Source organism: Paraneptunicella aestuarii (genome assembly GCF_019900845.1).
Taxonomy (GTDB): domain Bacteria; phylum Pseudomonadota; class Gammaproteobacteria; order Enterobacterales; family Alteromonadaceae; genus Paraneptunicella; species Paraneptunicella aestuarii.
This window is the reverse complement of the sequence record NZ_CP074570.1, coordinates 1,741,936-1,762,669: the sequence shown is the minus strand read 5'-3', so window position 1 is coordinate 1,762,669 and position 20,734 is coordinate 1,741,936. Positions and strand designations below refer to the sequence as shown.

Here is a 20,734-nt window from a genome sequence, read left to right as displayed (position 1 = left end):
ACATAAGGATGAATACACCTCTAGCAGCAGTCAGCGAGAAAGACGCAACTGAACAAACGGTGTTAATTGTTGACGATACCAGTAGTAACATCAAAACACTGGGGGAGATATTGCGTAATGAGTGCAATATCATCTTTGCCCGCAACGGCAAAAATGCTCTGGAGCTAGCACAAAAAATGCGCCCCGATCTGGTTTTGCTCGATGTTGTCATGCCAGAAATGGACGGCTACGAAGTGTGTCGCCGACTAAAAGAAAACAAATTCACAGAAATGATCCCGGTAATTTTCGTTACTTCACTAGATAGTGAAGAAGACGAAGAAAAAGGACTGGAATTAGGTGCTATCGACTACATCACCAAACCCTTCCACCCACCAGTTGTGAAAATGCGCATCCGCAATCACCTGGAGCTGGTACGCTATCGGAATCAGTTAAAACTTCTTTCCACCACCGATGGCTTAACCGGTATTGCCAACCGTCGTCGCTTTGATGATCAGCTCTACATTGAATGGGGGCGCGCCTTACGCGAGCAAGAACCTCTCGGCCTGATATTTCTGGACATTGATAACTTCAAAAAATACAACGACTTTTACGGCCATCTACAAGGCGATGAATGCCTTAGAACCATTGCCAAAGCCATACATAACTGTCAAATGAGAGACACAGACGTTGTAGCACGCTACGGCGGCGAAGAGTTTGCCATTATCCTGCCCAATACCGATCTTCAGGGTGCTGAATGGTGCGCAAAACGGTTACAGGAAACCATTGAACAATTAGCCGTACCCCACCCTCATAATGGCAGTTACAAGTCGGTTACCGTAAGCATGGGTATTTCATCTGTCATGCCAACGCCCAATATTAGACCAGAGCAATTATTAACCTTTGTCGACGGTTGTATGTACGAAGCAAAAGAAACCGGACGCAACAAATTTGTTTCACGTTTGTTTGTTGCATAGGGTTATGAGTAAATGCCCCTAGCCCGTTTTAACATTCGACGCAGAATAGGCTGGAACACGAGAAAACAAGCCGGGAATCTTGTCAATGGGCATTGGACGTCCAAACAAATATCCCTGTAACGCCTCACAGCCAAATCCAACCATCATTTTAAACTGCTCGGTTGTCTCAATACCTTCTGCACATACAGACAAATTTAAATTATGAGCCATTTCAATCATACTGCTGATAACCAGCATCTCTCGTTCACCATTGCCTAGAGCATCCATCCAGGATTTATCCAATTTAATAGTGTCGATATGATTATGAACCAGATTACCAATAGAAGAATACACTGTACCAAAGCTATCCAAAGCAATAGAAAAACCCAATCCCTTTAACCGGTTTAAGGTATCGTAGACAGGCTGAGCATATTGATTCAAAGCCGACTCGACAATGTCGAATTCGATACAGGAAGGTGATAAGGAATCATCTTTAAACAGGTTTTCCACGAAGGGAACGAATTCCGGATTCAATAGATCAGAATGGGTCAAGTTCACCGTGAATAACAACTTTTTTTTCAGCATGGTCTGGATAACATCGGCTTCAATCACAACTCTTTCCAACACCCAGGAAGTCAACTGAAATGCCATCTGATTCGCTTCTATTACTGGTACAAACTCCGCAGGGCGAATTTCCCCCAACTCCTCATGTTCCCATCGAGCAAGCGCTTCAAACCCTAACAGTTCGCCTCGCACATTCACTTTAGGCTGATAAAACACATCCAGGCGCTGGTTTTTTAACGCCGCATCAAAGGACATGTAAATCATCCTCTCACGCCTTGCCCTCTCTAATAATTCCTTATCAAAATAGGTGTAACCACCCTTTCCTAACTTCTTCACCTGCTGCATTGCAAGTTCAGCATTTTCGAGCAACTTGTTGCTTTGATAAGACACGTCTTTGGCAAAAGCAATGCCAATACTGGCCCCTACACGCACATTGCGATCATTAATAATGTATTCGCCATTCAGGTTTTTCACCAGGCCCTGCACTAATAAGGTAATCGACATAGAGTTAGAAGACGGGATCAGAAAAACCAGAAATTTATCGTTAGCCAAGCGGCAAACATGGGCCTCCGTACCTACCAGATTTAAAATGGTACAGGCCACATCCGACAACACTTTGTCACCGAATTCATAACCATAGGAACGGTTAATACTGGAAAAATTATCCAAATCAATAAAGAACAAGCCAACATCGTTGCCATCACTCTCACAAATCAGTAATTTCTCCTGCAACAAATCCATGAACTGATTACGGCGAATCAAACCTGTTATCTGTTCATGATTAGAAATTCTCTCAACGACATTCTTAACTGACTTAAGCTGAAATTGCGTTTGGTTATGTTTATCCTTTTCTTTTGTAAATAAATTCAAAACCCAGTTAAAGGTACGGGCAATCGTGTTAAAGTCCTCTTCACTGGAATCTTCATCCAGACGACTATCCATATTTTGTTTTTCCTTTAACGCAGTCGCAAATGCCACTAAACGCTCCATAGGAAACAAAATCTTACGCTGCAAATAAAACCCAAAAATCACCAGCAAAAATAAAGCCGGCAAGATCCATGACAAGGTTTTAAGCAACAACTCCCTCATTCGGTTGTCCAGCAAACCATCATAATCTCCCACAACCATGAGATAACCATCAGGACTTCCCTGACGACCAATCTCCTGTACAACATAAATGTCACCACCAGCCACCATCACATCAATGACTTTTAATTTAGGATCGGTTAAGCGATACATATATTGCTGCACTTCGCGCGCGTACATAGGGTTTACATGCTGATACATTAGATCCCAGCTCGTATTAAATACGAATCCGGCTTTAATACTGTTTATTTCAACTAATTCATGCAAAAGAAAAGTAGGATGTGAACTCTTATATTCCAAAGCACTTAAATTTCCCAACTTATCAGAGGTTTTCGCCGCGATTTGAGAAAAGAAGCTCTTCAGACTTTCCGACTCAATCTGTCTGAAATTCACCATAAAAGCAGCAATAATGCCACTGCCAAGCAGCAAGAGGCTAAATAACAGAGTGACATGCAGCTTACTTTTAATGCTATCAGGGATCATGGTCTGATATATCCTGCGAGAGGGAAATTAAGCTAACGCTAACAACCAGAAAGAAACGTTATCTAAAAAATAGCCTATTTTTCACTATCTTCCCAACTCACCGATTGGGCAACCACAGAAATGAGGATGAACAGCGACGCAAGAATAAAAGCAAAAAGCAATCTTTTATTCAGTGGCCTTTTATTGACAACCATGTAACATAATGACCAGTAAAACTACCCGTAAACCAACCAAACTGTACTAAAGAAGGTATAGGAATGGCTTATTCTTCTACTTATACTGGGCAGGCTCTCGTTAACAAAATGGTAACAATAGGGCTATTGATTAAAAATTCAGGTAGTAAATAAATGAATAGTCTAAAAAACAAACTCACTCTTCTGACTCTCATTCCTGTCGCTATTCTCGTTACTATCATCATGTTTTCATTCTGGATCCAGCTTCAATCCGCGGCTCAACATCAAACCCAGAATGCACGAGAATCACTGCTTGCCTTAAAACGTAAAGAGCTAAAAAACTACCTGGATTTAAGCATGAGCAGTGTTCAACATATTCTTAAAGACTCAAGCTTGTCCAAAGAAGAGGCACAACGCCGTATTCAGCAACATATTCAATCGCTAATTTACGACGACACCAACTACCTGTTTGCCTACACAGAAAAAGGCGATCGTATAGCCTTGGGTAACAGCAATAAAGGCATTGGTGACAACTTCTGGGGCGTACAAGACCCCAAAGGCAACTATGTCGTACAAGGGCTCATCAAAGCCGCCCGCGATAAAGACGGTTATTACCTGTATCACTGGCCTCGCCTGAAAGACTCAGAACCACTGCCCAAACTCAGTTACACCATATGGCTAAAAGACTGGAACTGGGTAATCGGAACCGGCTTCTACATAGACGACATCGACAAAGAAATCGCCGTTATCGAACAACGCACAACCGACAACCTGTCGAAAGCGCTACTCACATCGCTGATTATCTCCGTTCTGGTATGCAGCTTATTGGTCTTTATGGTAAGGCTGGCGGCAAAACGCATTTCCCGCCCATTGGAAGAAGTCACCGACAGCCTGCGCAATATATCCTCTGGGCAAGGCGACCTAACCAAGCGCTTGCATGTAAAAAGCAATGACGAAGTAGGTCAGCTAGCCGACAGCTTCAACCTGTTCATCCAGAAAATACATTCCATCGTAAAAGAAGTGCTGGAATGCTCAGACAACGTTAGAAACGCCGCCCAAAGCATCGACAAGCGCAACACCGAAGTGCATCAACTCCTGCACGTACAAAACAAGGAAACCGATCAGGTCGCAACAGCAATCCAAAAAATGTCAGCCTCAGCCATTGATATGGTCGCCAATGCAGAAAATGCAGCCAGTACAGCCAGCTCAGCCAATCACCAAAGCCAATCCGCCATTTCAGAAGTGAATGGCTCCATTGAACATGTAAAACAACTGGCTCAAGGTGTTGCCACCAGCGCAGAAGCCATACACACACTGGAAAACAACGTAAAAGAAATATCATCAGTGCTGGATGTTATTCGCGGTATCGCCGAACAAACTAATTTACTCGCGCTAAATGCAGCCATAGAAGCCGCCAGAGCCGGAGAACAAGGACGAGGTTTTGCCGTAGTCGCCGATGAAGTCAGAACCCTTGCCAGCAGAACCCAAGACAGCACAGCAGAAATTCAAAAAACCATAAAAAGCCTGGAAGAAGCCGCCTACAAAGCCGTTAAATTAATGAGCGAAAGCACCACAGAATCCACTGAAACCGTATCGAAAGTAGACGCAACAGGGCATTCACTAGCCGTGATAACAGGTGCCATTGATGACATCTCAACCATAGTGAACCAAATCTCAGCCAACTCCACCCAACAACACGAAATTAGCCAGAACATTAGCGCACGAATTAACAACATAGTGCAGTCACTAGACAAAACCGACCACCTTTCCGACATGAGCGCCGAAGACAGCCACCAACTGGTCAAGCTCGCAGAAACCCTGCAAAAACAGGTTGGGCAGTTTAAGGTTTAAACCCCAAATGGAAGGCAAACACCAAAAACCACTTACAATTTGAATTTGCGTAATATTTGTACCTCTTGTAGTATCAAAGCACTTCAACAATACCGATGTAGAGCTCGAAAATGGCAAACAAGGGCCGTAGCCGTATGCCTCCCGGCAATTTACGTAAAGACGCAATGGAACATCAGCGTCGTGAGACTATTGGAAAACACCACGCTCAAAATCAACCCCAACTAGCCCAAACTCGAGCCAACAGCACAGGTACACACGCCTCACCAAGGCCCCAAACAGGTTCTGAACGCAGAGCGGAAAGAAACAAGGCAGCAAAAACCATACAAAATGCCTTCAAGAATTTTAAAGATCGTAAAAGTGGATTTTATGGCGTTGTGCGAGAGGCCGTAGACACCAGAAGGCAGCAACTTGCATCCCCCTTGGTTAATGCGCCTGGAAACAGCTCAAGAGCTCATAAACCAGGCGGTGCAGGTCGAGAATTTACTACCAATGCCGATGGGCATATCACACAGATATCTCTATTTAATAAAAACGGAGATATCAGTGAACAAATCGACTTTGCTGGACACGAAAATGGACAAAATCTGTCAGGACACCACCATGTAATGCACACCCCCGGAGACATTGGCTCATCAAGAGGCAGACGCCCAAACGTCTTCAGAGAAGCACACTACCCAGCCGCGACAATGGATCAGCGAGTATGGCAACCTTCATCAGCAGGAGAAGCTGTACCTCCGATGGCATCGACACCTGGCTCTGCTGGCCCACATAATCCAAAAAACCTCCCAAGAGACCGCACAAACCAAATGGGAGCCGTAGCAGCCGCCAGCGGCGTGGCTACAGCAACCAGAAATTCAACACCGGGTGCAGGTTCAACTCACACAGAACAACGCGCCGCCTATTTGGCCGGATTAAGAACAGATGGCGGATAAGCTCCACCTCGTCATTCCGAATTCATTTCGAAACCTCCAATAATATCAAAAAGATACTGAGACAAGCTCAGTATGACGCCGATGTTTAATCTCCGCGAAAACTGGATGACGCATCCGGTGTGCCATGACAACAGACATAGCTCTCCCGTGAGAGCGCGACAAACAATATTGCAGAAATATCTATGCCAGACTAGTTTCAATCCACGCGCCTGCGGGAGGCGCGACGGATGGCAAACGCCCGAATATTTCGCGTCAGATGTTTCAATCCACGCGCCTGCGGGAGGCGCGACATATCGCCCGATGTGGTTTATTACGATGAGTTAGTTTCAATCCACGCGCCTGCGGGAGGCGCGACTTAGCGCAAACCCTAAATACCATAAATACATAGAGTTTCAATCCACGCGCCTGCGGGAGGCGCGACAGATTGGCGAGTTTTTTAAACTCGGAGGTTCGGTTGTTTCAATCCACGCGCCTGCGGGAGGCGCGACGCGACCAAGATTACAGTAAACGCACATCAACGCGTTTCAATCCACGCGCCTGCGGGAGGCGCGACGCAACAATACCGAGCACAACAACAACTGATGTAGTTTCAATCCACGCGCCTGCGGGAGGCGCGACGCTTTTTTGATACAGCACGCAAAACAGGTCATTGTTTCAATCCACGCGCCTGCGGGAGGCGCGACGCATCAATGCCGATACGGTGGACTATGGGACGGTGTTTCAATCCACGCGCCTGCGGGAGGCGCGACATATGGGTATTGATTTCCTTCTCGAAAACGGTAAGTTTCAATCCACGCGCCTGCGGGAGGCGCGACAATGCCACTTTTCAGGCTGAATACCTGCCCTTCTGTTTCAATCCACGCGCCTGCGGGAGGCGCGACGACTAGCCTATAGAGCATTGCTTGATTCGCAAGGTTTCAATCCACGCGCCTGCGGGAGGCGCGACGGAGGCTCTTCTTTTTCTCTTTTTATGATCCCAAGTTTCAATCCACGCGCCTGCGGGAGGCGCGACAGGCGGTGTTGCTGGCGTTTTTGCTTGGGTTAGCTGTTTCAATCCACGCGCCTGCGGGAGGCGCGACCCAATGACACCACCTGCTAAAAAAGGCCAAAGTAGTTTCAATCCACGCGCCTGCGGGAGGCGCGACAACGAATTGGTAATTGGAAATGGAATCAACCGAGTTTCAATCCACGCGCCTGCGGGAGGCGCGACGGGGGTGGTTGTCGGTAAACGATATTCGTCGCCTTGTTTCAATCCACGCGCCTGCGGGAGGCGCGACAATAACGGTATTCGTTATTATCCTTATCAAAGGCTGTTTCAATCCACGCGCCTGCGGGAGGCGCGACTTCGAACACTTTGAATACTTCGTCACGGGCTTCTGGTTTCAATCCACGCGCCTGCGGGAGGCGCGACAAAATAAAAGGGATGCTTGGTGGTACATAGACAGTTTCAATCCACGCGCCTGCGGGAGGCGCGACAGCCACCTCTGTAACCCAAGTCACAGAAGGGCAAAATCGGGAATTTCCGCTAACCTCTGTGAAAATTCCCAAAAAAGGCCATAAGGCATTGAGTGATTTTCCCCAATGCCTCATTTTTAAAGGCTTGTAGCTTACCGCTAAAGATCCGGGTTTTTAATGAGCACTGGGGGTTAGCGGAAGAAGGCCGTTCTTCGCTAAATAATCAACGGGCTTTTAAACACATCAAAGCTGGCTTTGGCGCCGAAATGTTCAATTTTATTTTGACCATTCTTACCGAGTTTATAAAAGCGCAAACTGTCGACTTCTGGATCATAGGCAGCAAACAACTGCTCTTTTAATTCCACCCATTGCGCCGGGGTCACGTCGCACTCAAAAACAGAATATTGCACACGAATACCGTAATCCTGACAAATCTTGGCAATATTGCGTAATCGACGTTTTCCACCCTCGGTGTCAAAGCTCACATCGTAAGTAATCAGTACCAACATAGCGCACCTATTTAGCAATATAAAAAGGCGGGTACTGCTGCAAATCGCCACGCAAATGCCGCGCTAACAACATAGCTTGAATATGAGGTAACAGGCCAATTTCCACCTTCTCATTCAAAAACGGATGCAGGATCACTTCCTGTTTTCGCTGTTGCCATGCCGCATACAAGGCTTTACGCGCCTCTTCCTTCAACTTCACTGCCCCACTCGCTTCCGTTTCGAAATCTCTGGCCTTGATTTGCTGTTTGTTGATCAAACTCACCGCCATTCTGTCAGCCAGATAAGCACGAAATTCTTCCAGAATATCTTGCGCCAAACTGTCTCGACCAGGGCGATCGGCATGTAAAAAGCCCACTTGAGGATCAAGCCCAACCGCATTTAACGCCCCCGACACATCCTGCCCAATAACCGCATAAAGCAGCGACAACAAGGCGTTTATGGCGTCACGCGGAGGGCGGCGATTACGCCCGTTAAACACAAATTCATCCTGCAATGACGGCTTTATCAAGTGTTGAAACACTGAAAAATATTGCGCCGCAGCCTCACCTTCAATACCACGCAATTGCTCAACAGACTTCGCATTACCCGCCTGTTCAATGGAAAAGCGCAGCGCTCCAATAACCCGGCTAACCTCTTCATTGTCACCATTATTACGAATATGGCGCTGTAACACATTGCGACCATTTTGAATTTTGGCAGCAATGATATTTTTCGCGATATCAACAGGATTATTGTCGCTAATACGATACTGAGCGCGGCGTAACAACACATTGCCCGACTGCCTGCCTTGTATTCTTGCCTGAAACCGACCAAACAAATCGAACCAGGCCAAATTCACATCATTCTCTGAACAATGCGCCATCAAACCGGGCGACACCTTGGCTTGCCCAAAACAGTAAATAGCCGCAATAGAATGTATCGGGATTTTCTGTAAGGTGTTCTGTTCTTCCTTGATCACAATGGCCTCTCTTTCCTTGTGGGCATAGAGTGAATCGCGCGTCAGGTACAACACATTCTGCAATTTTTTCATAAGCCAGATGCTTCCTTATCCACAGAAACTTCTTTATCCACAGAAAAGAGCGCCTTCACATACACTGCGCTGTTATCATTTTCGACTAATTTCGGCTCACATTGATCATACAAAGAGCAGGCATTACAACGCTTTTCGTACACAGGTTTGGGAAGGATGCGTTGGGAAAACAAGGCTTTCACCTCATTGATAACAGCAAGGGTTTGAGAACGTAGCGACTGATCAAACTCTACAGGCTCACGGCGGCGAGTTTCCCAATACCACAAATAACCGTCGCTAATGTGCTGCCCGGTCATTTCCTCCAAACACAACGCCTGAGCACAAAGCTGAACCTTGTCCCAGTTCCCCGGCTTCGCCTTACCGCGCTTGTATTCCACCGGCGTTAACGCTCCTGTTTGCATGTCCTTTTCCACCAAATCCAGCTTGCCCGTTAATCCCAACTGCTCAGCACTCACCATCACCGCCCGCTCCATACGCACACCGTTGCGCACCTCGGGCTCGCCGCTGTCCACCCGCTTATGCAGCTTATTGCCCTGCGCAGTCAGCCAGTTGTCGGCCCACACCCGCTCAATGTGGATTAACGCACATTGACGCGGGCAAAAAGCATAATGCTGTAAGGCGGAAAGGGGGATTAAGTGATCTGTTGACATTTAGAGCACACCACCATCTATTTCAAAGAAATCTTTAGTTTCTATAACACCCGCCATAAAGCCTAAAAACTTCCCGTCATACTTTGAATTCCAATAGTAAAGTTCGTCTTTTGAATTAATTGGAGACAAAAATCCATTAAATTTCGAGATCTTATTAGCCCACATTTGTACAGATTTTTTCTGTACTTCACGCCAACTAACAGGCACTCCGCACTCTATTTTGTTTGCTAATTCACTATCGACAATAACAATTCGAGTGTCTGTGTTAATCACTTTGAAATCATCCATTACAGTTTGGAAATTTCTATCATTATCACTTAACAAAAGCGCTTCACTTTTTTCAATCAAGCCATGGTTCAACTCACGCGTTATCGCCCGAGTAGATAACTTTGACAGATCATTGCCTACAGCACATAGCTCATCCCAAAGTTGACATAAAACCTTCTGTGCTTCTTTAAATCCCGGATGATGATTTAAGCCATCCTTATCAGGAACGGTGACAAAATCAAAAAGCCAGGCTTCATTCCTAAAACCATGACGATTAATTCTTCCTGCAACCTGCAAAAAACTTGTTACTGAAGCGCGCTCTCGAAAACCAACAGCAAAATCAAGATCAACCCCAGCCTCAACACAGCTCGTAGCCACTAAATACCAGGTTTGTTCTTGCCATTCGCTTCCGTTCTTTTGACGACACTCAACTTCATTGAGAATGATGTCACGATCCTCAGAATCCAACGCCGTTGATAAATGTAAAACCAGCATTTCATCTAACGATTGTTGCTTGGTATCCTGCCCTACACCTTTCGCTATTGCGTCAGCAACGACAGCCGCCGACTGAACCGTATTCATAATGACCAAAACACAAGGTTGATGAATATCCTTCTTATTAATCTCTGTGCCCTTATCAATGATGGCTTCAACCAAAGAAGACAAAGGCATAGGAGCATCCTTAGTCTCAAAAGTAACTCTGCGTTTTTCCAGCTCAAGAGCCCGTGCAAGTATGCCGTTATCAATTAACTCAGGGATCTTCTTTCGGTGCTTGTCATCAACCAGATACTGCGAGTCCCAAAATTCCACCATAGAACCCGAAGAAAGCACTATTCTGCATCCCCAATCATCCGAAAGTTCTCTTAACCATTTCCATGCAACTCGTAAAAACTGAGGCGGTAAACAAGCATGAGATTCATCAACAAAAATTCCCGAACCCGGAACGCTATTAAGCTTTCTCAACTGGCTCGGATTAGCACTTGCCAAAGTCTCAAAGAACTGAACCGCAGTAGTCACCACGATAGGCGCTTTCCACAATGCAGATAATTGGCGCAACGACTTATCAGAAAAATCCGCTTTATGATGGTGAGCAACCACAACCTGATCAGGATCTTCCCCTTCCAGAACAATCGACTTTTTTAACGTCTTTACGGTTTGGTTAATCACATTGGTAAATGGCGCAATAACAATAATCCGGCGTAAACCATGAGCCAATGCCTGTCTAAGCAAAAATGCCATCACAGATGTGGTTTTTCCTAATCCAACAGGCGCAGAACACGAAACCAGATTTTCATCAACTAAAGGGCTTTCGACGCAACAACGATAAAAATCACCTCGAATTGTATTCCTCTCGCTATCGGGCTCTTTAGATTTAGCCGCTAACGAACTCACATACTTATCAAGTGCCTGAAGCCGTTCTTCCCAACGATTATCAGCTTGAGTATAGATAGGAAAAGCCTCGCCGGACTCATAACAGGCTGCGCTTAAGTGGTCTGCATCCACCAGGCAACTCAACATCAATCGGGTAGTTAAACAGGATTCTGGCAGATCTAACGCTGTTTGAGGGTATTCACCACACTCTTGAATTTGCAGTTGTTTATAATTTGCTAATTGATTGTCTGTTCTCGAAATAACTTTGACATGTTTACGTAAATCAACGTCTTTTGAATGTTCGTAAGTTCTATTATGCCTCGCACCTCTTAAGTGAGGTTCATCATCCAAATTGAGTTCAGGGCACTCTTCAATTAGTAATTCAGCAACACCACACTCTTCATCATAGCTTGGTAAACCGGGGGCATGATGGCCTCTAATCAACCACGCCAAAAGCAAATTATTGATTTCATTCGCAATGGCAATACCTGCATCAATGTGATCTACTTGCAATCGTTCATTCACTTCACCTTTCAATACAGGTTGATTCAGTTCATCAAGTTTTCCCATATCATGCAGCATATAAGCTGCTTTCAAGGTGTCGCATAATGCCGTGATGTTCTCTGAATCGAAGTGTGAAAATCGGAGCATATCCTTAATTAAAGGAAGGCCATATTGAATGGCCTCAGCAATATGATCCGAATAAGAATGAGGCTCGGAATCGAGCCTCTCTTTTGGTGGAGAATGCGCCGCTAACATTAGATGTTATTGTTCAAATCTTCTACTTTAGCGAAGCGCTCAATAATTGCAGGATCCACATCTGCCAATGTTGGCACATGGTAATCACTCAGACTTACCGGGGTTTCAACACCTTCTTTTAATTTCGGTGTCAGCGCATCAATCAACAAATGTTCAGGGCATGAACCTAATACATTTTTATGCTCTGCAAACCAGGCATGAAGTACAGATATTTGAGGGCGAATTGCCGACGTAGTGTGCTGATAAACATACGGCAACATAAACTTGAATAAATCCAAATCTTCCTGAGTAGCACCTGTTTTCTTTGCCACGCTCGGGTTCACATAAATAGGAATGCAATAAACACCATGTTGCACCACTTTAAACCCTAGAGGTGCCATACCTCGGTCTTTGCCTTCTTGAACACCTGATTTGTTGGTGGTTGTCATTCTAACAACATCAACAGGCGCAACCGACAACCCCACGCCAATCTGCAATGCACCAGTGCTAATAAAGTGGTCAACATTTCTGTCTTTGGCATCACTGTCTTTCATGGACTCAAGAAAGGTATTACCAAACAAACGAGCATCCCAATAAGACTTTACAAACGCGTCTCTATCCAATTTTTTAATAGCGTCGCGATCTCTGCCTCGTTGCTCCAAAATACCAAATTCGTTACCGCTCTTACCCAATTTCAAATGGCTCAACGCTTCTTCAAAAACAGGAGAATCCTCAGCAACCAGATCACGAAATTTGCGTTTAAAAGAAACCGGAGAAATCATGCCTCGTTGATCCAAATCTCGAGTTCTTGGTTCAGAATCCATATCCGGATCACCATTAGGGTTCGACATAGTGACGTCCAACACAATCAATCCAACTTGGCGGTTAAAAGGTGCATTCATGATTATTCTCCATCCTTCGTGTTATGTGTTTCTGATTTCTCTATTTGAGTGTTTGTAAAAGGTCTGCCGTTTAAATAGCCCAACATAAGTTCAGCTTTAAACATATCGTCAACCTTGTTATTCGCCGTATTCCAATCTCTCAACTTCTCAGTTAATTGTTCCAGGTTTTTTGAATACCAAAGATAAGCCCAAAGCCCCTTATTAATGAGTTTTTCATTTTCAGTTTGGTCTTCACTTTTAGCAGGGATTTTTTTCAACTTGGCAATCGTTTCTTTAGCCCACTGAGAATAAGGCTTAATACGATTTGCCATTAAAGCCAATGCTTTGATTGGAGATTGCACAGCCATTCCATAACACTGATTGCCGATTAAAGTACCTGGAATTTGGCCACTACGCCTCCCATAACAATAACCAATATGCAACTCGTCTGCGGCCGACAATAGCTGGCCTAATTTAAAAGCAAGATCTTCCATATAGCGCTCCTTATAACGCCCGCGTTTAAATAGAATTAATCCAAGCATAGCGACTGCAACCAATGCCTCTTTATTCTTCTTATAGTCAACAGGCACTAGTGCCCTTTTACCTAAAGAACGTTGAGTTCTTGATTGGGCAACACGCTCCAACAAAGGTGCAAATTGAGTTACCAGCTTGGAAAGAATATTTGAAGTTAATTCTGAGGGTGGAGTAATGGATGTAATAAACAACCTCATCACATCCGCAAAAGGAATAGCCTGAACCTTAACACTGCTCTCTCCACCTCGTATAAATGCCTGATCTGAATGCATCACAAAATACTTGGGTGCCACTGTCCAGGGGTGAAGCGTTTTCACATCCTTATCAATCTTTACAGGTAATTGAATCATAGGGATATTCTCACAACCTGAATGCCACTGCTCTGCCGATTCCATCAGCAATTCAATAGATTGGCTTGTTGAATAAGCGACTTTTTGGTTACCGTCATTAATCTTTCTAATAACGACAATATCCACCAAGGGATTTGGCTTAAGGGAATTTTTCTTAATGAACTCAAATAACCGGGTACATTTTCTGAGATAACCTTTCTCATCCTTGTTTTTAAGCAGTTTTTGTTCTGCCGCAGCATTAATGTCGCCAGTTAAAAACAATGTTGTTTGGGCATCCTCAAATTCCCGACAAAAGGCTAACAACAAATCCGGCCCTGAAGCCTCTGAAGGAATAGAATCCCATGTATTCTGAAATTTATTGTCATCCGTTAACCTGGTTAACACAGCACCAAGTCGTTCGGCAATTTCAGCACTGATAGAATAAGCATCCGATCGGGCTGCCTCATATCTCACAACTGAAAGGTTTCCTGAACCGTCATACCGGGAATACAGGTTAGTATTGCCAATTACTGGTAGCTTCACTTTTGGAAACTTGTCATCTAACAAAGGGACTTTTTCAGACTTTATCGGACAAAAACCAGTGCGTGTTTTTCCCTTGGCACTTTTATTCAGTACCTTAGTAATATCTGGAACATAACGCCTTGAACTGGCGAAATATGGCGCATCCTCATCCGGTTTAAAATCAAGAATTAACGTAATACGCTTACCGTCAGGAAAAAGCCCCTTTTGAAGCCCCTCGCCAAACATTACAGCCGCCGCGGCTTTAAGCAGATCCTTGTCAGGGTTTTGCTGGCAACGTTGCCACAACATCTCATCAACCCCTTTTAAAATCGACAAGCCATTTTCAGAGGCAGACAAATAGCGTTCAAATAATTCAAAAACCGCAGACGCATCTCCCCCTTTCAATGACTCAAGCTGTACAGCCCGTTCTGCCACTTTCTTACGATAATTCGGCCAGGCCACTTCAAGCTCTGGAAATTCAAGAGTAGTTTCAGCGCGTAACGATCCAATAAAATCCAGAAGCTCAGCCTCAGAAGCATTTTTATTGTCTTTCTTCCATGCCTCATACTGCTCATTTCCGCCCGGTCTGGTAGGAAAAATCAACTTGGCACAGGGAAACTGATTTTTATTGCCGTTACCAATTGTCCAAATATCAGAAAAATCATCTTTCGATAACAATTGAGCATCGGTTACAACGCCTTGTTCGTCCAACGAAACTCGGAAACTGGTTCCCTTTCCCGGTTCTTGAATATCGCCATGTATGGGATCAAGCGACACCCCAGTTTCCTCATAGCCCAATAAGATGGAATAAAGCTCATTAATCATATTCAAAGCTCCCTTTCTTAATCCAAGCTCTGTCCCCAGTTTGAAATTCCGGCTGGTATTGTCCTGAAACAGCTTTACTAAAAACCTGCTTAGTCACACTCACCAAATTCAGATTAATACTGGTGTCGACCTCGGTTTTGGTAACCGATTCTGACGTTTCATCCCGAATTGGCCCCCAATAACTTGGCGTAAATTCACTAATACCTAAACAGGGCGTAGCATGGCATTGGCCTTTACTGAGACGGCGCTGAAACATAGCTTGAAGATGATGGCGAGGATTATTGCCATAGCGCATGGGCTTCCCACTGCCATTTTCTATATTGGCATATAACCTGTAACACACCTGGCTTATTGCTAACGTTACATATTGAAAATTAACCTTACCCTTTTCTTTAAGAGGGCCACGGTAATTCGTGGTGTACTTCTGGTAAAACACATCCCGACCAGGAGAACCAGAAGGCTTACAGATCTCAACCTTAGTAGGGTTAATCCAGGCTCGCCCGTCATTAAGAAAAGCTATACGTTCAAAAATACCTTTTGCCGCCGACCAGGTTGGAATGGGGTAACTTGTGGGCGTTGAACCCGTATCAGGACGAGACCATAAAGCGAATGGCCCCGCTATTTCCATTGCTATTTCATAATCTTTTTGTTCATTCATTTTTTCTTTTCCCTAAAGAGGCACCGCCTTTAACTAACAAGTTATAGCTAGTTACAGCTATAGCAATGTGCATATAGAACACTCAGAAAACAGGCAATTCACATTAACTAGCTAAAAGACATTTGAAGTACAAAACAGGGGGAGTTATTTTATTCCCAACAAGAACCATATATTTGTCACTTTTAATATCCTTTACCTTTTCAGGCGAAAAAGTTTGGTTTAAAGATTTAATTCTGTCAAACAGTAAAATTCCCCGATTTTCTTTATGTTGATTTCAATCAAATTCATTAAGGTGAGTTTTGGTTGCTGTTATGCCGAATACGTAACGCTGCGGTAACGCCGTGAAAATTCCCCCTTCGTTATACCGGAAGCGCCACCTTTGCCATGCAAGAGCCCACCTTCTCTGTCATACCGGAAACGCGCCCTCTTCGCCATGCAAGAACTGTCCGGTATCCATTTAACAGCAATCCACTTGAGCGAAATGCTTGTGCAAGTCTGGCAGCTCCACGCCCTCGCCATTCCGAATTAATTTCTGAATCTTCAATATTATCAAACAGATACTGAGACAAGCTCAGTATGACGCCGATGTTTAATCTCCATGAAAGGCTGGATGGCGCATCAAGTGCGCCATGACTTTGAGGTTCTGCGTTTTGCGTTTGAGGTTTGGCGCTTGAGTGTTGAGGTTATATTTTGCTCCATTGTTTGAGTTGGCGTAATATGGCGGTTGGTTTCCAAGGAGCCAATTTGGTGTCAATTCAAGGTTGTTAATGGGCAGAAAGGCAGTAGTTTCAACAGGTTACGAATTTCAAATTAATTACCTTAAAGGCCACCTGAATCTTTATGATTAAAGTATTATTTTGAATTTAAGGTTTGAATTTATGAAGTTATCGAATAGAATATTAACCATTTTATTAATGGCTGTTTTTCTGGCTATGCCTGCAATGGCAGGTGAAGGAAACAGTAACCTAAATACACGCAGTGGATTTATCGCTAATAGCGGTGGTGGCGGCATGATTCCTGATCCTCGGTCTACGCTTTATGCCGTGTTGGGCAGTGGTGGTGGCGCTACACCAGACCCAAAATCGGCTCAACAAGGCAGAAATGGCATTTTAGCCAGTGGTGGTGGTGACGGTGCAACACCCGATCCCCAATCTATGGAAGTATTGTGTATTTTAGGATATTGCTTTTCACATTAGCGGGGAAATAACAGCACAACTAGGCTGTTAACTTAATGGGCTTAGATGAATTAAGTTTATTATTTGGTGATTATTTACCCTTTCTGTACACAGTAGTCTTCTTTATTGGGCTAAAAGCTTTCCGCCAGAACACGTCATTAACCATGTTAGCGCTGGTTTTGGCGCTGGCGGAATTTTCCATGTACGTTATTCGAGATCCGCTGTGGGCATGGGCGAATAAAAACCCAGCCGTTCCTTATGATATTCGACTATTAGGCTGGTATGGGTGTTGGGTGGTTTGCTATGCCGCCATGATTATTTTGCTACTTAAAGTGCATGAATGGACCAATATCACTAAATCCAACCCCGTAACCTATGTACAACAAGCTCTTTGGGGGCAAGGTACGCTGCAACTTATAATGCTCGCTAATGCATTAACCTTTAACCTGAAGCCCATCAGCTTGTTCTACCAATTCGCTATTCCCATTACCAATGTTTTTATCGCACTGTATGTAATGTACGCCATATTAAGGAATACCATTCATGTTGATATTAAAGTTACTGCTAATCGCAATTCTGGCCTATAGCTGGTATCGCCTGTTGGCGGTGGTTAAAAAGCCCTACACGCGCATTGAAAGCCAGCCTTCGGTGTATGAACGTGTATTGGATTGGGCGTTAGATATCGACAACCGCCTTAAAAACTTCCGCCAGTTAAGCGATGCCGAGCTACAGTTGGCGCTGGGTGAATTAAAGCAGTGGCATTTTCTGTTACGCAATATTCCCGCTGAAGACGGCAATGGTTTAACCCTGGTTAAAAAGTAGGGATCAATTATGTGGTTATTGGTGTTAAAGGGCGTATTTTTTATTGTTGCAGGGGCTTTGTTAGTTTATTCGTGGCGTTTGACCCGGCGTGGATTTGTTGCCCACAAAACGCCAGATGTGGCTTATCGTCGTTTGGTGTTAGAACGCCAGAATATACATTTTCATTGTGATGACGTAATTGAGTCGGACATGCATCAGCGTTGGTTAAAGCAGGTGCGGGAAATCAAGCCAGAAAAAAGTCGCTTGAAGCCTGTGAAATAGGCTGAAAACCGCGTTTTATTGCCCATTGCGTCCCCGTTCGTTTGCTTATTGTTTTTGCTCGTTGTTTTTGTTCGTTGTTTTTGTTTATGATTTTCATTCATGATTTCTGTTCAATTTTTTGAACTCTTTTATTTCAAGTTCCCTTAGTTTAGCTTCCTGCTTGTGCTTGCTTTTTTCCTTTTCTTTTTACTTTTTCCTTCTTTCTTTTATAGCCCCTTGCACTCGTTCTTTATAGAGTCGAGCTTTCCGCCTTTTGTTCAGACGGGTTATCAAATATGGGGGCAAGTACGAGGTTGGATACCGGTTTAAAAGAAGGCTCTCGTTGAATCGCTTTGTACAGCATAATGCCTAACCTGCGCACTTCCGACAAACTTGCACCCTCGCCCAGTTTCACAATTTCCATAGCTTGCCCGGCATTGAAGGTTTCGCAGTAGCGTGCGATAAATGCCTGTTTGTCGCTTTCTGTATTATTTTCGGCGTTAGCCTGCGCATTGCCGCCAGGATTAGCAGGGTTGTTCCCGGTAATTAACCATTCCATAGTCACTCCCGTTTTTAAGTACATTTGAAAACAGGCTTTAAAGGGCGGGTTCTTGGCATTCTTCCATGCAATCACCTGGCTGGAACTAACCCCAAGATAACTGGCGAGCTCTGCGTCTATCGACGCGCCACATACGCTCATCATACGTTCGATAATGTCTTTTTGGTTTGTTACCTGCATTCCCTCACCCGAAATCACAGCCTGGTTAGTTGCCTCAGTATAATGTTTCTTTGCAATCACACAAATATTTTTGAACTAAATTTCATATTTTTTAATATATTTAATGAATTTTAACTTGATATTTATTTTCTTTAGTATTAATTTTTTATCCCGAAAGGACAGCAACACTACAACACAGGGGATAAAAAGGACTTCCAGCTTGGTTTTGCAGGGATGCCGTTTTTTTAATTTTTTGAAATATAACTAACCTCAGCTGCGCATAAGAAAGCGAACAATAGCAATATGAAACTCAATATATTTCAAACTGTTATTGGTCATATGAGCCCCGATATGCCACTGGAATATTTTGAGGAAGGTTACTTTTTAGTGAACTCGAGGCGGGTTTACGCGCCAATAGCGAGACTATTGCAAGTAAACTTAACGAAGAAGTCGCTGAAAATAACCAACTCAAAACGCTTTCTTATGCGCAGCTGAGGTTAACTAACAAAAGCTTGAGGTTTGACATTATGAGACTCATTTCAGGAAGCGATTTACGTGCTATGCGCAACGTGGCCGGGCTTACAACACGACAAATGGCATCGGCAGCGGGTGTTAAAACCCGTAAAACGTATGAAAACTGGGAGAAGAACGTGGGAACACCTAATGTTAACCAGTTCTTTTCCATGGTTAAGGCGTGCGGTTTCGAGGTGTTTGAGCTTCTTCAAGCCTTGCATCTCAAGAGCAGGCCAGCCTGAAAGTTATGGATGGTGAGCAAACTTATATCCACCTCGACGTCGAACAAACAGCCATAATGGCATTAATACAAACGGCGGTTGAGCTGGTGTCGGTGTCTCATCCTGAAAATAAGGAGCATAGGCAGTTAGCGCTTAAGCTCCTTGTGCAATTGCAGTCGATTATTACTCAATAACCTGCGTGGCATAGCGTGAAACATAAAACCTTTCAATGGTTACTGTTGCTGGTGTTCTGTTTAACGCTATGCAGTATTGCGCATACAGTTCAGTTTTTTAAACAGCATCACATTTTTGAAAACTGGTTGGCGCAATCTTTGTGTGCCGCCAGACACTAAGCAACATACGAAGGCGATCAATGGATGGACTTTCCGCCCTGCTCGCCTTTTAATTTCTTAACTATCTTCTTTCTTAATGTCTTCGCTTTTACCCTCTTCTTTTTTAGAGGGCTTGGCTTTGGTTGGAAATAAAATCGTGTTATTCACCGAGTTGTAATACCAGGTGGCAAGGCGTTGCAGGTCTTCTTTGGAGGCTTGATCACCAATACTCAATGTGCCCATATGCACGCCATTTGCAATAGTTTGAATAAAGCTGTCGGTGAATTCTTCAATAGATAAATTGAAAACTTTATTTTCATCTTCATGAGGAAAGGTTTTCGGCGCTTCGCCTGTGATCATCCATTCGACGGTACAGCCTGTTTTTTCATAAAGCTCATAACAGGCCCAATAGGGTGGCTTCTTGGCTCCGCGCCACGCCACAATGGTACTGGACTGAATTCCCAAAAAACGGGCAAGCTGTGATTCGTTTTGTGCGTTACAGGCTTCGCGCATACGTAGTAGTACGCCCTCAACGTCGTAGTAACTCATTGTGTGTCCTGTGTTTTATTTCTTCGGGTAACAAGCCGTTATGTAGCAGCTTGCACACCATGTGTTCGGTGGATGTTCGAGAATAATAAAACAAAAGGTAAAGTTTTGGAAAGGTAGACGTTACAAGTTTTTACTGCTGATGTTCAAATTTTTATTTCAATTTTTTAAATAAGGTAAGAGCGGCGGTACTGCTGCCATTCAGAAAAAGCGCTCCCGTGAGAGCGCGACGGGCGGGTGCTGTCAACTCCACAATCTCAAATGACGTTTCAATCCACGCGCTCCCGTAAGAGCGCGACATTCCCTACTCTTGAGTATTTCGGTAGCACTGTGTTTCAATCCACTCTCAAAACTGCCGTCATACTGGAAGCGCGAAG

The 20,734-nt window shown here is 44.3% G+C and carries 18 protein-coding genes and 1 CRISPR repeat array; of the genes, 8 read left to right on the top strand and 10 right to left on the bottom strand.

Going from position 1 to position 20,734, the window contains the following annotated elements; all coding sequences use genetic code 11:
* Window positions 1–8 precede the first annotated feature (8 nt).
* The gene (locus KIH87_RS07330; RefSeq protein WP_232360879.1) at window positions 9–953 is read left to right on the top strand and encodes a diguanylate cyclase domain-containing protein; all 945 of its coding nucleotides are present in this window, start codon (window positions 9–11) and stop codon (window positions 951–953) included.
* Window positions 954–971: 18 nt separating this feature from the next.
* On the opposite strand, the gene KIH87_RS07325 is transcribed toward KIH87_RS07330, so the two are convergent.
* On the bottom strand, window positions 972–3,065 hold the full coding sequence (locus KIH87_RS07325) for a putative bifunctional diguanylate cyclase/phosphodiesterase (protein WP_232360878.1): 2,094 nt from the start codon (window positions 3,063–3,065) through the stop codon (window positions 972–974).
* 347 nt (window positions 3,066–3,412) lie between these two features.
* On the opposite strand from KIH87_RS07325, the gene KIH87_RS07320 reads away from it, so the two are divergent.
* On the top strand, window positions 3,413–5,089 hold the full coding sequence (locus tag KIH87_RS07320; protein ID WP_232360877.1) for a methyl-accepting chemotaxis protein: 1,677 nt from the start codon (window positions 3,413–3,415) through the stop codon (window positions 5,087–5,089).
* Window positions 5,090–5,199: 110 nt separating this feature from the next.
* Window positions 5,200–6,021 carry a hypothetical protein gene (locus tag KIH87_RS07315; protein WP_232360876.1) on the top strand — a complete coding sequence of 274 codons (822 nt, stop codon included), beginning with the start codon at window positions 5,200–5,202 and terminating at the stop codon, window positions 6,019–6,021.
* Between the two features lie 193 nt (window positions 6,022–6,214).
* Window positions 6,215–7,497: direct repeats of the CRISPR family, unit length 32 nt; unit sequence GTTTCAATCCACGCGCCTGCGGGAGGCGCGAC.
* A gap of 194 nt (window positions 7,498–7,691) precedes the next feature.
* Here KIH87_RS07315 and cas2 read toward each other — a convergent pair.
* From cas2 to cas5, 7 genes are read right to left on the bottom strand one after another with little or no spacing between them, the layout of a single operon-like run.
* Window positions 7,692–7,985, bottom strand: a complete 294-nt coding sequence (cas2, locus tag KIH87_RS07310) for a CRISPR-associated endonuclease Cas2 (RefSeq protein WP_232360875.1) — start codon at window positions 7,983–7,985, stop codon at window positions 7,692–7,694.
* A 7-nt stretch (window positions 7,986–7,992) separates the two neighbouring features.
* Entirely contained in the window at window positions 7,993–9,015 is a 1,023-nt protein-coding gene (gene cas1c / locus KIH87_RS07305; RefSeq protein WP_232360874.1) for a type I-C CRISPR-associated endonuclease Cas1c, read from the bottom strand.
* Entirely contained in the window at window positions 9,012–9,665 is a 654-nt protein-coding gene (gene cas4 / locus KIH87_RS07300; protein WP_232360873.1) for a CRISPR-associated protein Cas4, read from the bottom strand. The genes cas1c and cas4 overlap by 4 nt, the downstream gene beginning before the upstream one ends.
* Window positions 9,666–12,062 (bottom strand): DEAD/DEAH box helicase, encoded by a 2,397-nt coding sequence (locus KIH87_RS07295; RefSeq protein ID WP_232360872.1) that lies wholly within the window; start codon window positions 12,060–12,062, stop codon window positions 9,666–9,668. It lies immediately after the preceding gene.
* Window positions 12,062–12,943: a type I CRISPR-associated protein Cas7 gene (locus KIH87_RS07290; protein WP_232360871.1), complete on the bottom strand. Its 882-nt coding sequence runs from the start codon at window positions 12,941–12,943 to the stop codon at window positions 12,062–12,064. The genes KIH87_RS07295 and KIH87_RS07290 overlap by 1 nt, the downstream gene beginning before the upstream one ends.
* A gap of 2 nt (window positions 12,944–12,945) precedes the next feature.
* Complete coding sequence (locus KIH87_RS07285; protein ID WP_232360870.1) at window positions 12,946–15,132, bottom strand: hypothetical protein; 2,187 nt, start codon at window positions 15,130–15,132, stop codon at window positions 12,946–12,948.
* The gene (gene cas5 / locus KIH87_RS07280; RefSeq protein ID WP_232360869.1) at window positions 15,125–15,790 is read right to left on the bottom strand and encodes a CRISPR-associated protein Cas5; all 666 of its coding nucleotides are present in this window, start codon (window positions 15,788–15,790) and stop codon (window positions 15,125–15,127) included. Before cas5 ends, KIH87_RS07285 begins: the two co-directional genes overlap by 8 nt.
* An 878-nt stretch (window positions 15,791–16,668) precedes the next feature.
* On the opposite strand from cas5, the gene KIH87_RS07275 reads away from it, so the two are divergent.
* From KIH87_RS07275 to KIH87_RS07260, 4 genes are read left to right on the top strand one after another with little or no spacing between them, the layout of a single operon-like run.
* Window positions 16,669–16,986 carry a hypothetical protein gene (locus tag KIH87_RS07275; RefSeq protein WP_232360868.1) on the top strand — a complete coding sequence of 106 codons (318 nt, stop codon included), beginning with the start codon at window positions 16,669–16,671 and terminating at the stop codon, window positions 16,984–16,986.
* 35 nt (window positions 16,987–17,021) lie between these two features.
* Window positions 17,022–17,552: a hypothetical protein gene (locus tag KIH87_RS07270; RefSeq protein ID WP_232360867.1), complete on the top strand. Its 531-nt coding sequence runs from the start codon at window positions 17,022–17,024 to the stop codon at window positions 17,550–17,552.
* On the top strand, window positions 17,509–17,787 hold the full coding sequence (locus tag KIH87_RS07265; RefSeq protein WP_232360866.1) for a hypothetical protein: 279 nt from the start codon (window positions 17,509–17,511) through the stop codon (window positions 17,785–17,787). Before KIH87_RS07270 ends, KIH87_RS07265 begins: the two co-directional genes overlap by 44 nt.
* 9 nt (window positions 17,788–17,796) lie before the next feature.
* Window positions 17,797–18,048: a hypothetical protein gene (locus KIH87_RS07260; protein ID WP_232360865.1), complete on the top strand. Its 252-nt coding sequence runs from the start codon at window positions 17,797–17,799 to the stop codon at window positions 18,046–18,048.
* A gap of 229 nt (window positions 18,049–18,277) precedes the next feature.
* On the opposite strand, the gene KIH87_RS07255 is transcribed toward KIH87_RS07260, so the two are convergent.
* The gene (locus tag KIH87_RS07255) at window positions 18,278–18,766 is read right to left on the bottom strand and encodes a helix-turn-helix domain-containing protein (protein WP_232360864.1); all 489 of its coding nucleotides are present in this window, start codon (window positions 18,764–18,766) and stop codon (window positions 18,278–18,280) included.
* Window positions 18,767–19,272: 506 nt separating this feature from the next.
* Here KIH87_RS07255 and KIH87_RS07250 point away from each other — a divergent pair.
* Window positions 19,273–19,500 carry a helix-turn-helix transcriptional regulator gene (locus tag KIH87_RS07250; protein ID WP_232360863.1) on the top strand — a complete coding sequence of 76 codons (228 nt, stop codon included), beginning with the start codon at window positions 19,273–19,275 and terminating at the stop codon, window positions 19,498–19,500.
* A 389-nt stretch (window positions 19,501–19,889) separates the two neighbouring features.
* On the opposite strand, the gene KIH87_RS07245 is transcribed toward KIH87_RS07250, so the two are convergent.
* Window positions 19,890–20,360, bottom strand: coding sequence for a helix-turn-helix domain-containing protein (locus KIH87_RS07245; protein WP_232360862.1), 471 nt, complete (start codon window positions 20,358–20,360; stop codon window positions 19,890–19,892).
* Between the last annotated feature and the right edge of the window lie 374 nt (window positions 20,361–20,734).

Excerpts from the sequence above, each read along its gene's own strand:
- KIH87_RS07330 (WP_232360879.1), top strand. The coding sequence starts at position 9 with ATGAATACACCTCTAGCAGCAGTCAGCGAGAAAGACGCAACTGAACAA.
- KIH87_RS07325 (WP_232360878.1), bottom strand. The coding sequence starts at position 3,065 with ATGATCCCTGATAGCATTAAAAGTAAGCTGCATGTCACTCTGTTATTT.
- KIH87_RS07320 (WP_232360877.1), top strand. The coding sequence starts at position 3,413 with ATGAATAGTCTAAAAAACAAACTCACTCTTCTGACTCTCATTCCTGTC.
- KIH87_RS07315 (WP_232360876.1), top strand. The coding sequence starts at position 5,200 with ATGGCAAACAAGGGCCGTAGCCGTATGCCTCCCGGCAATTTACGTAAA.
- cas2 (WP_232360875.1), bottom strand. The coding sequence starts at position 7,985 with ATGTTGGTACTGATTACTTACGATGTGAGCTTTGACACCGAGGGTGGA.
- cas1c (WP_232360874.1), bottom strand. The coding sequence starts at position 9,015 with ATGAAAAAATTGCAGAATGTGTTGTACCTGACGCGCGATTCACTCTAT.
- cas4 (WP_232360873.1), bottom strand. The coding sequence starts at position 9,665 with ATGTCAACAGATCACTTAATCCCCCTTTCCGCCTTACAGCATTATGCT.
- KIH87_RS07295 (WP_232360872.1), bottom strand. The coding sequence starts at position 12,062 with ATGTTAGCGGCGCATTCTCCACCAAAAGAGAGGCTCGATTCCGAGCCT.
- KIH87_RS07290 (WP_232360871.1), bottom strand. The coding sequence starts at position 12,943 with ATGAATGCACCTTTTAACCGCCAAGTTGGATTGATTGTGTTGGACGTC.
- KIH87_RS07285 (WP_232360870.1), bottom strand. The coding sequence starts at position 15,132 with ATGATTAATGAGCTTTATTCCATCTTATTGGGCTATGAGGAAACTGGG.
- cas5 (WP_232360869.1), bottom strand. The coding sequence starts at position 15,790 with ATGAATGAACAAAAAGATTATGAAATAGCAATGGAAATAGCGGGGCCA.
- KIH87_RS07275 (WP_232360868.1), top strand. The coding sequence starts at position 16,669 with ATGAAGTTATCGAATAGAATATTAACCATTTTATTAATGGCTGTTTTT.
- KIH87_RS07270 (WP_232360867.1), top strand. The coding sequence starts at position 17,022 with ATGGGCTTAGATGAATTAAGTTTATTATTTGGTGATTATTTACCCTTT.
- KIH87_RS07265 (WP_232360866.1), top strand. The coding sequence starts at position 17,509 with ATGTTGATATTAAAGTTACTGCTAATCGCAATTCTGGCCTATAGCTGG.
- KIH87_RS07260 (WP_232360865.1), top strand. The coding sequence starts at position 17,797 with ATGTGGTTATTGGTGTTAAAGGGCGTATTTTTTATTGTTGCAGGGGCT.
- KIH87_RS07255 (WP_232360864.1), bottom strand. The coding sequence starts at position 18,766 with ATGCAGGTAACAAACCAAAAAGACATTATCGAACGTATGATGAGCGTA.
- KIH87_RS07250 (WP_232360863.1), top strand. The coding sequence starts at position 19,273 with ATGAGACTCATTTCAGGAAGCGATTTACGTGCTATGCGCAACGTGGCC.
- KIH87_RS07245 (WP_232360862.1), bottom strand. The coding sequence starts at position 20,360 with ATGAGTTACTACGACGTTGAGGGCGTACTACTACGTATGCGCGAAGCC.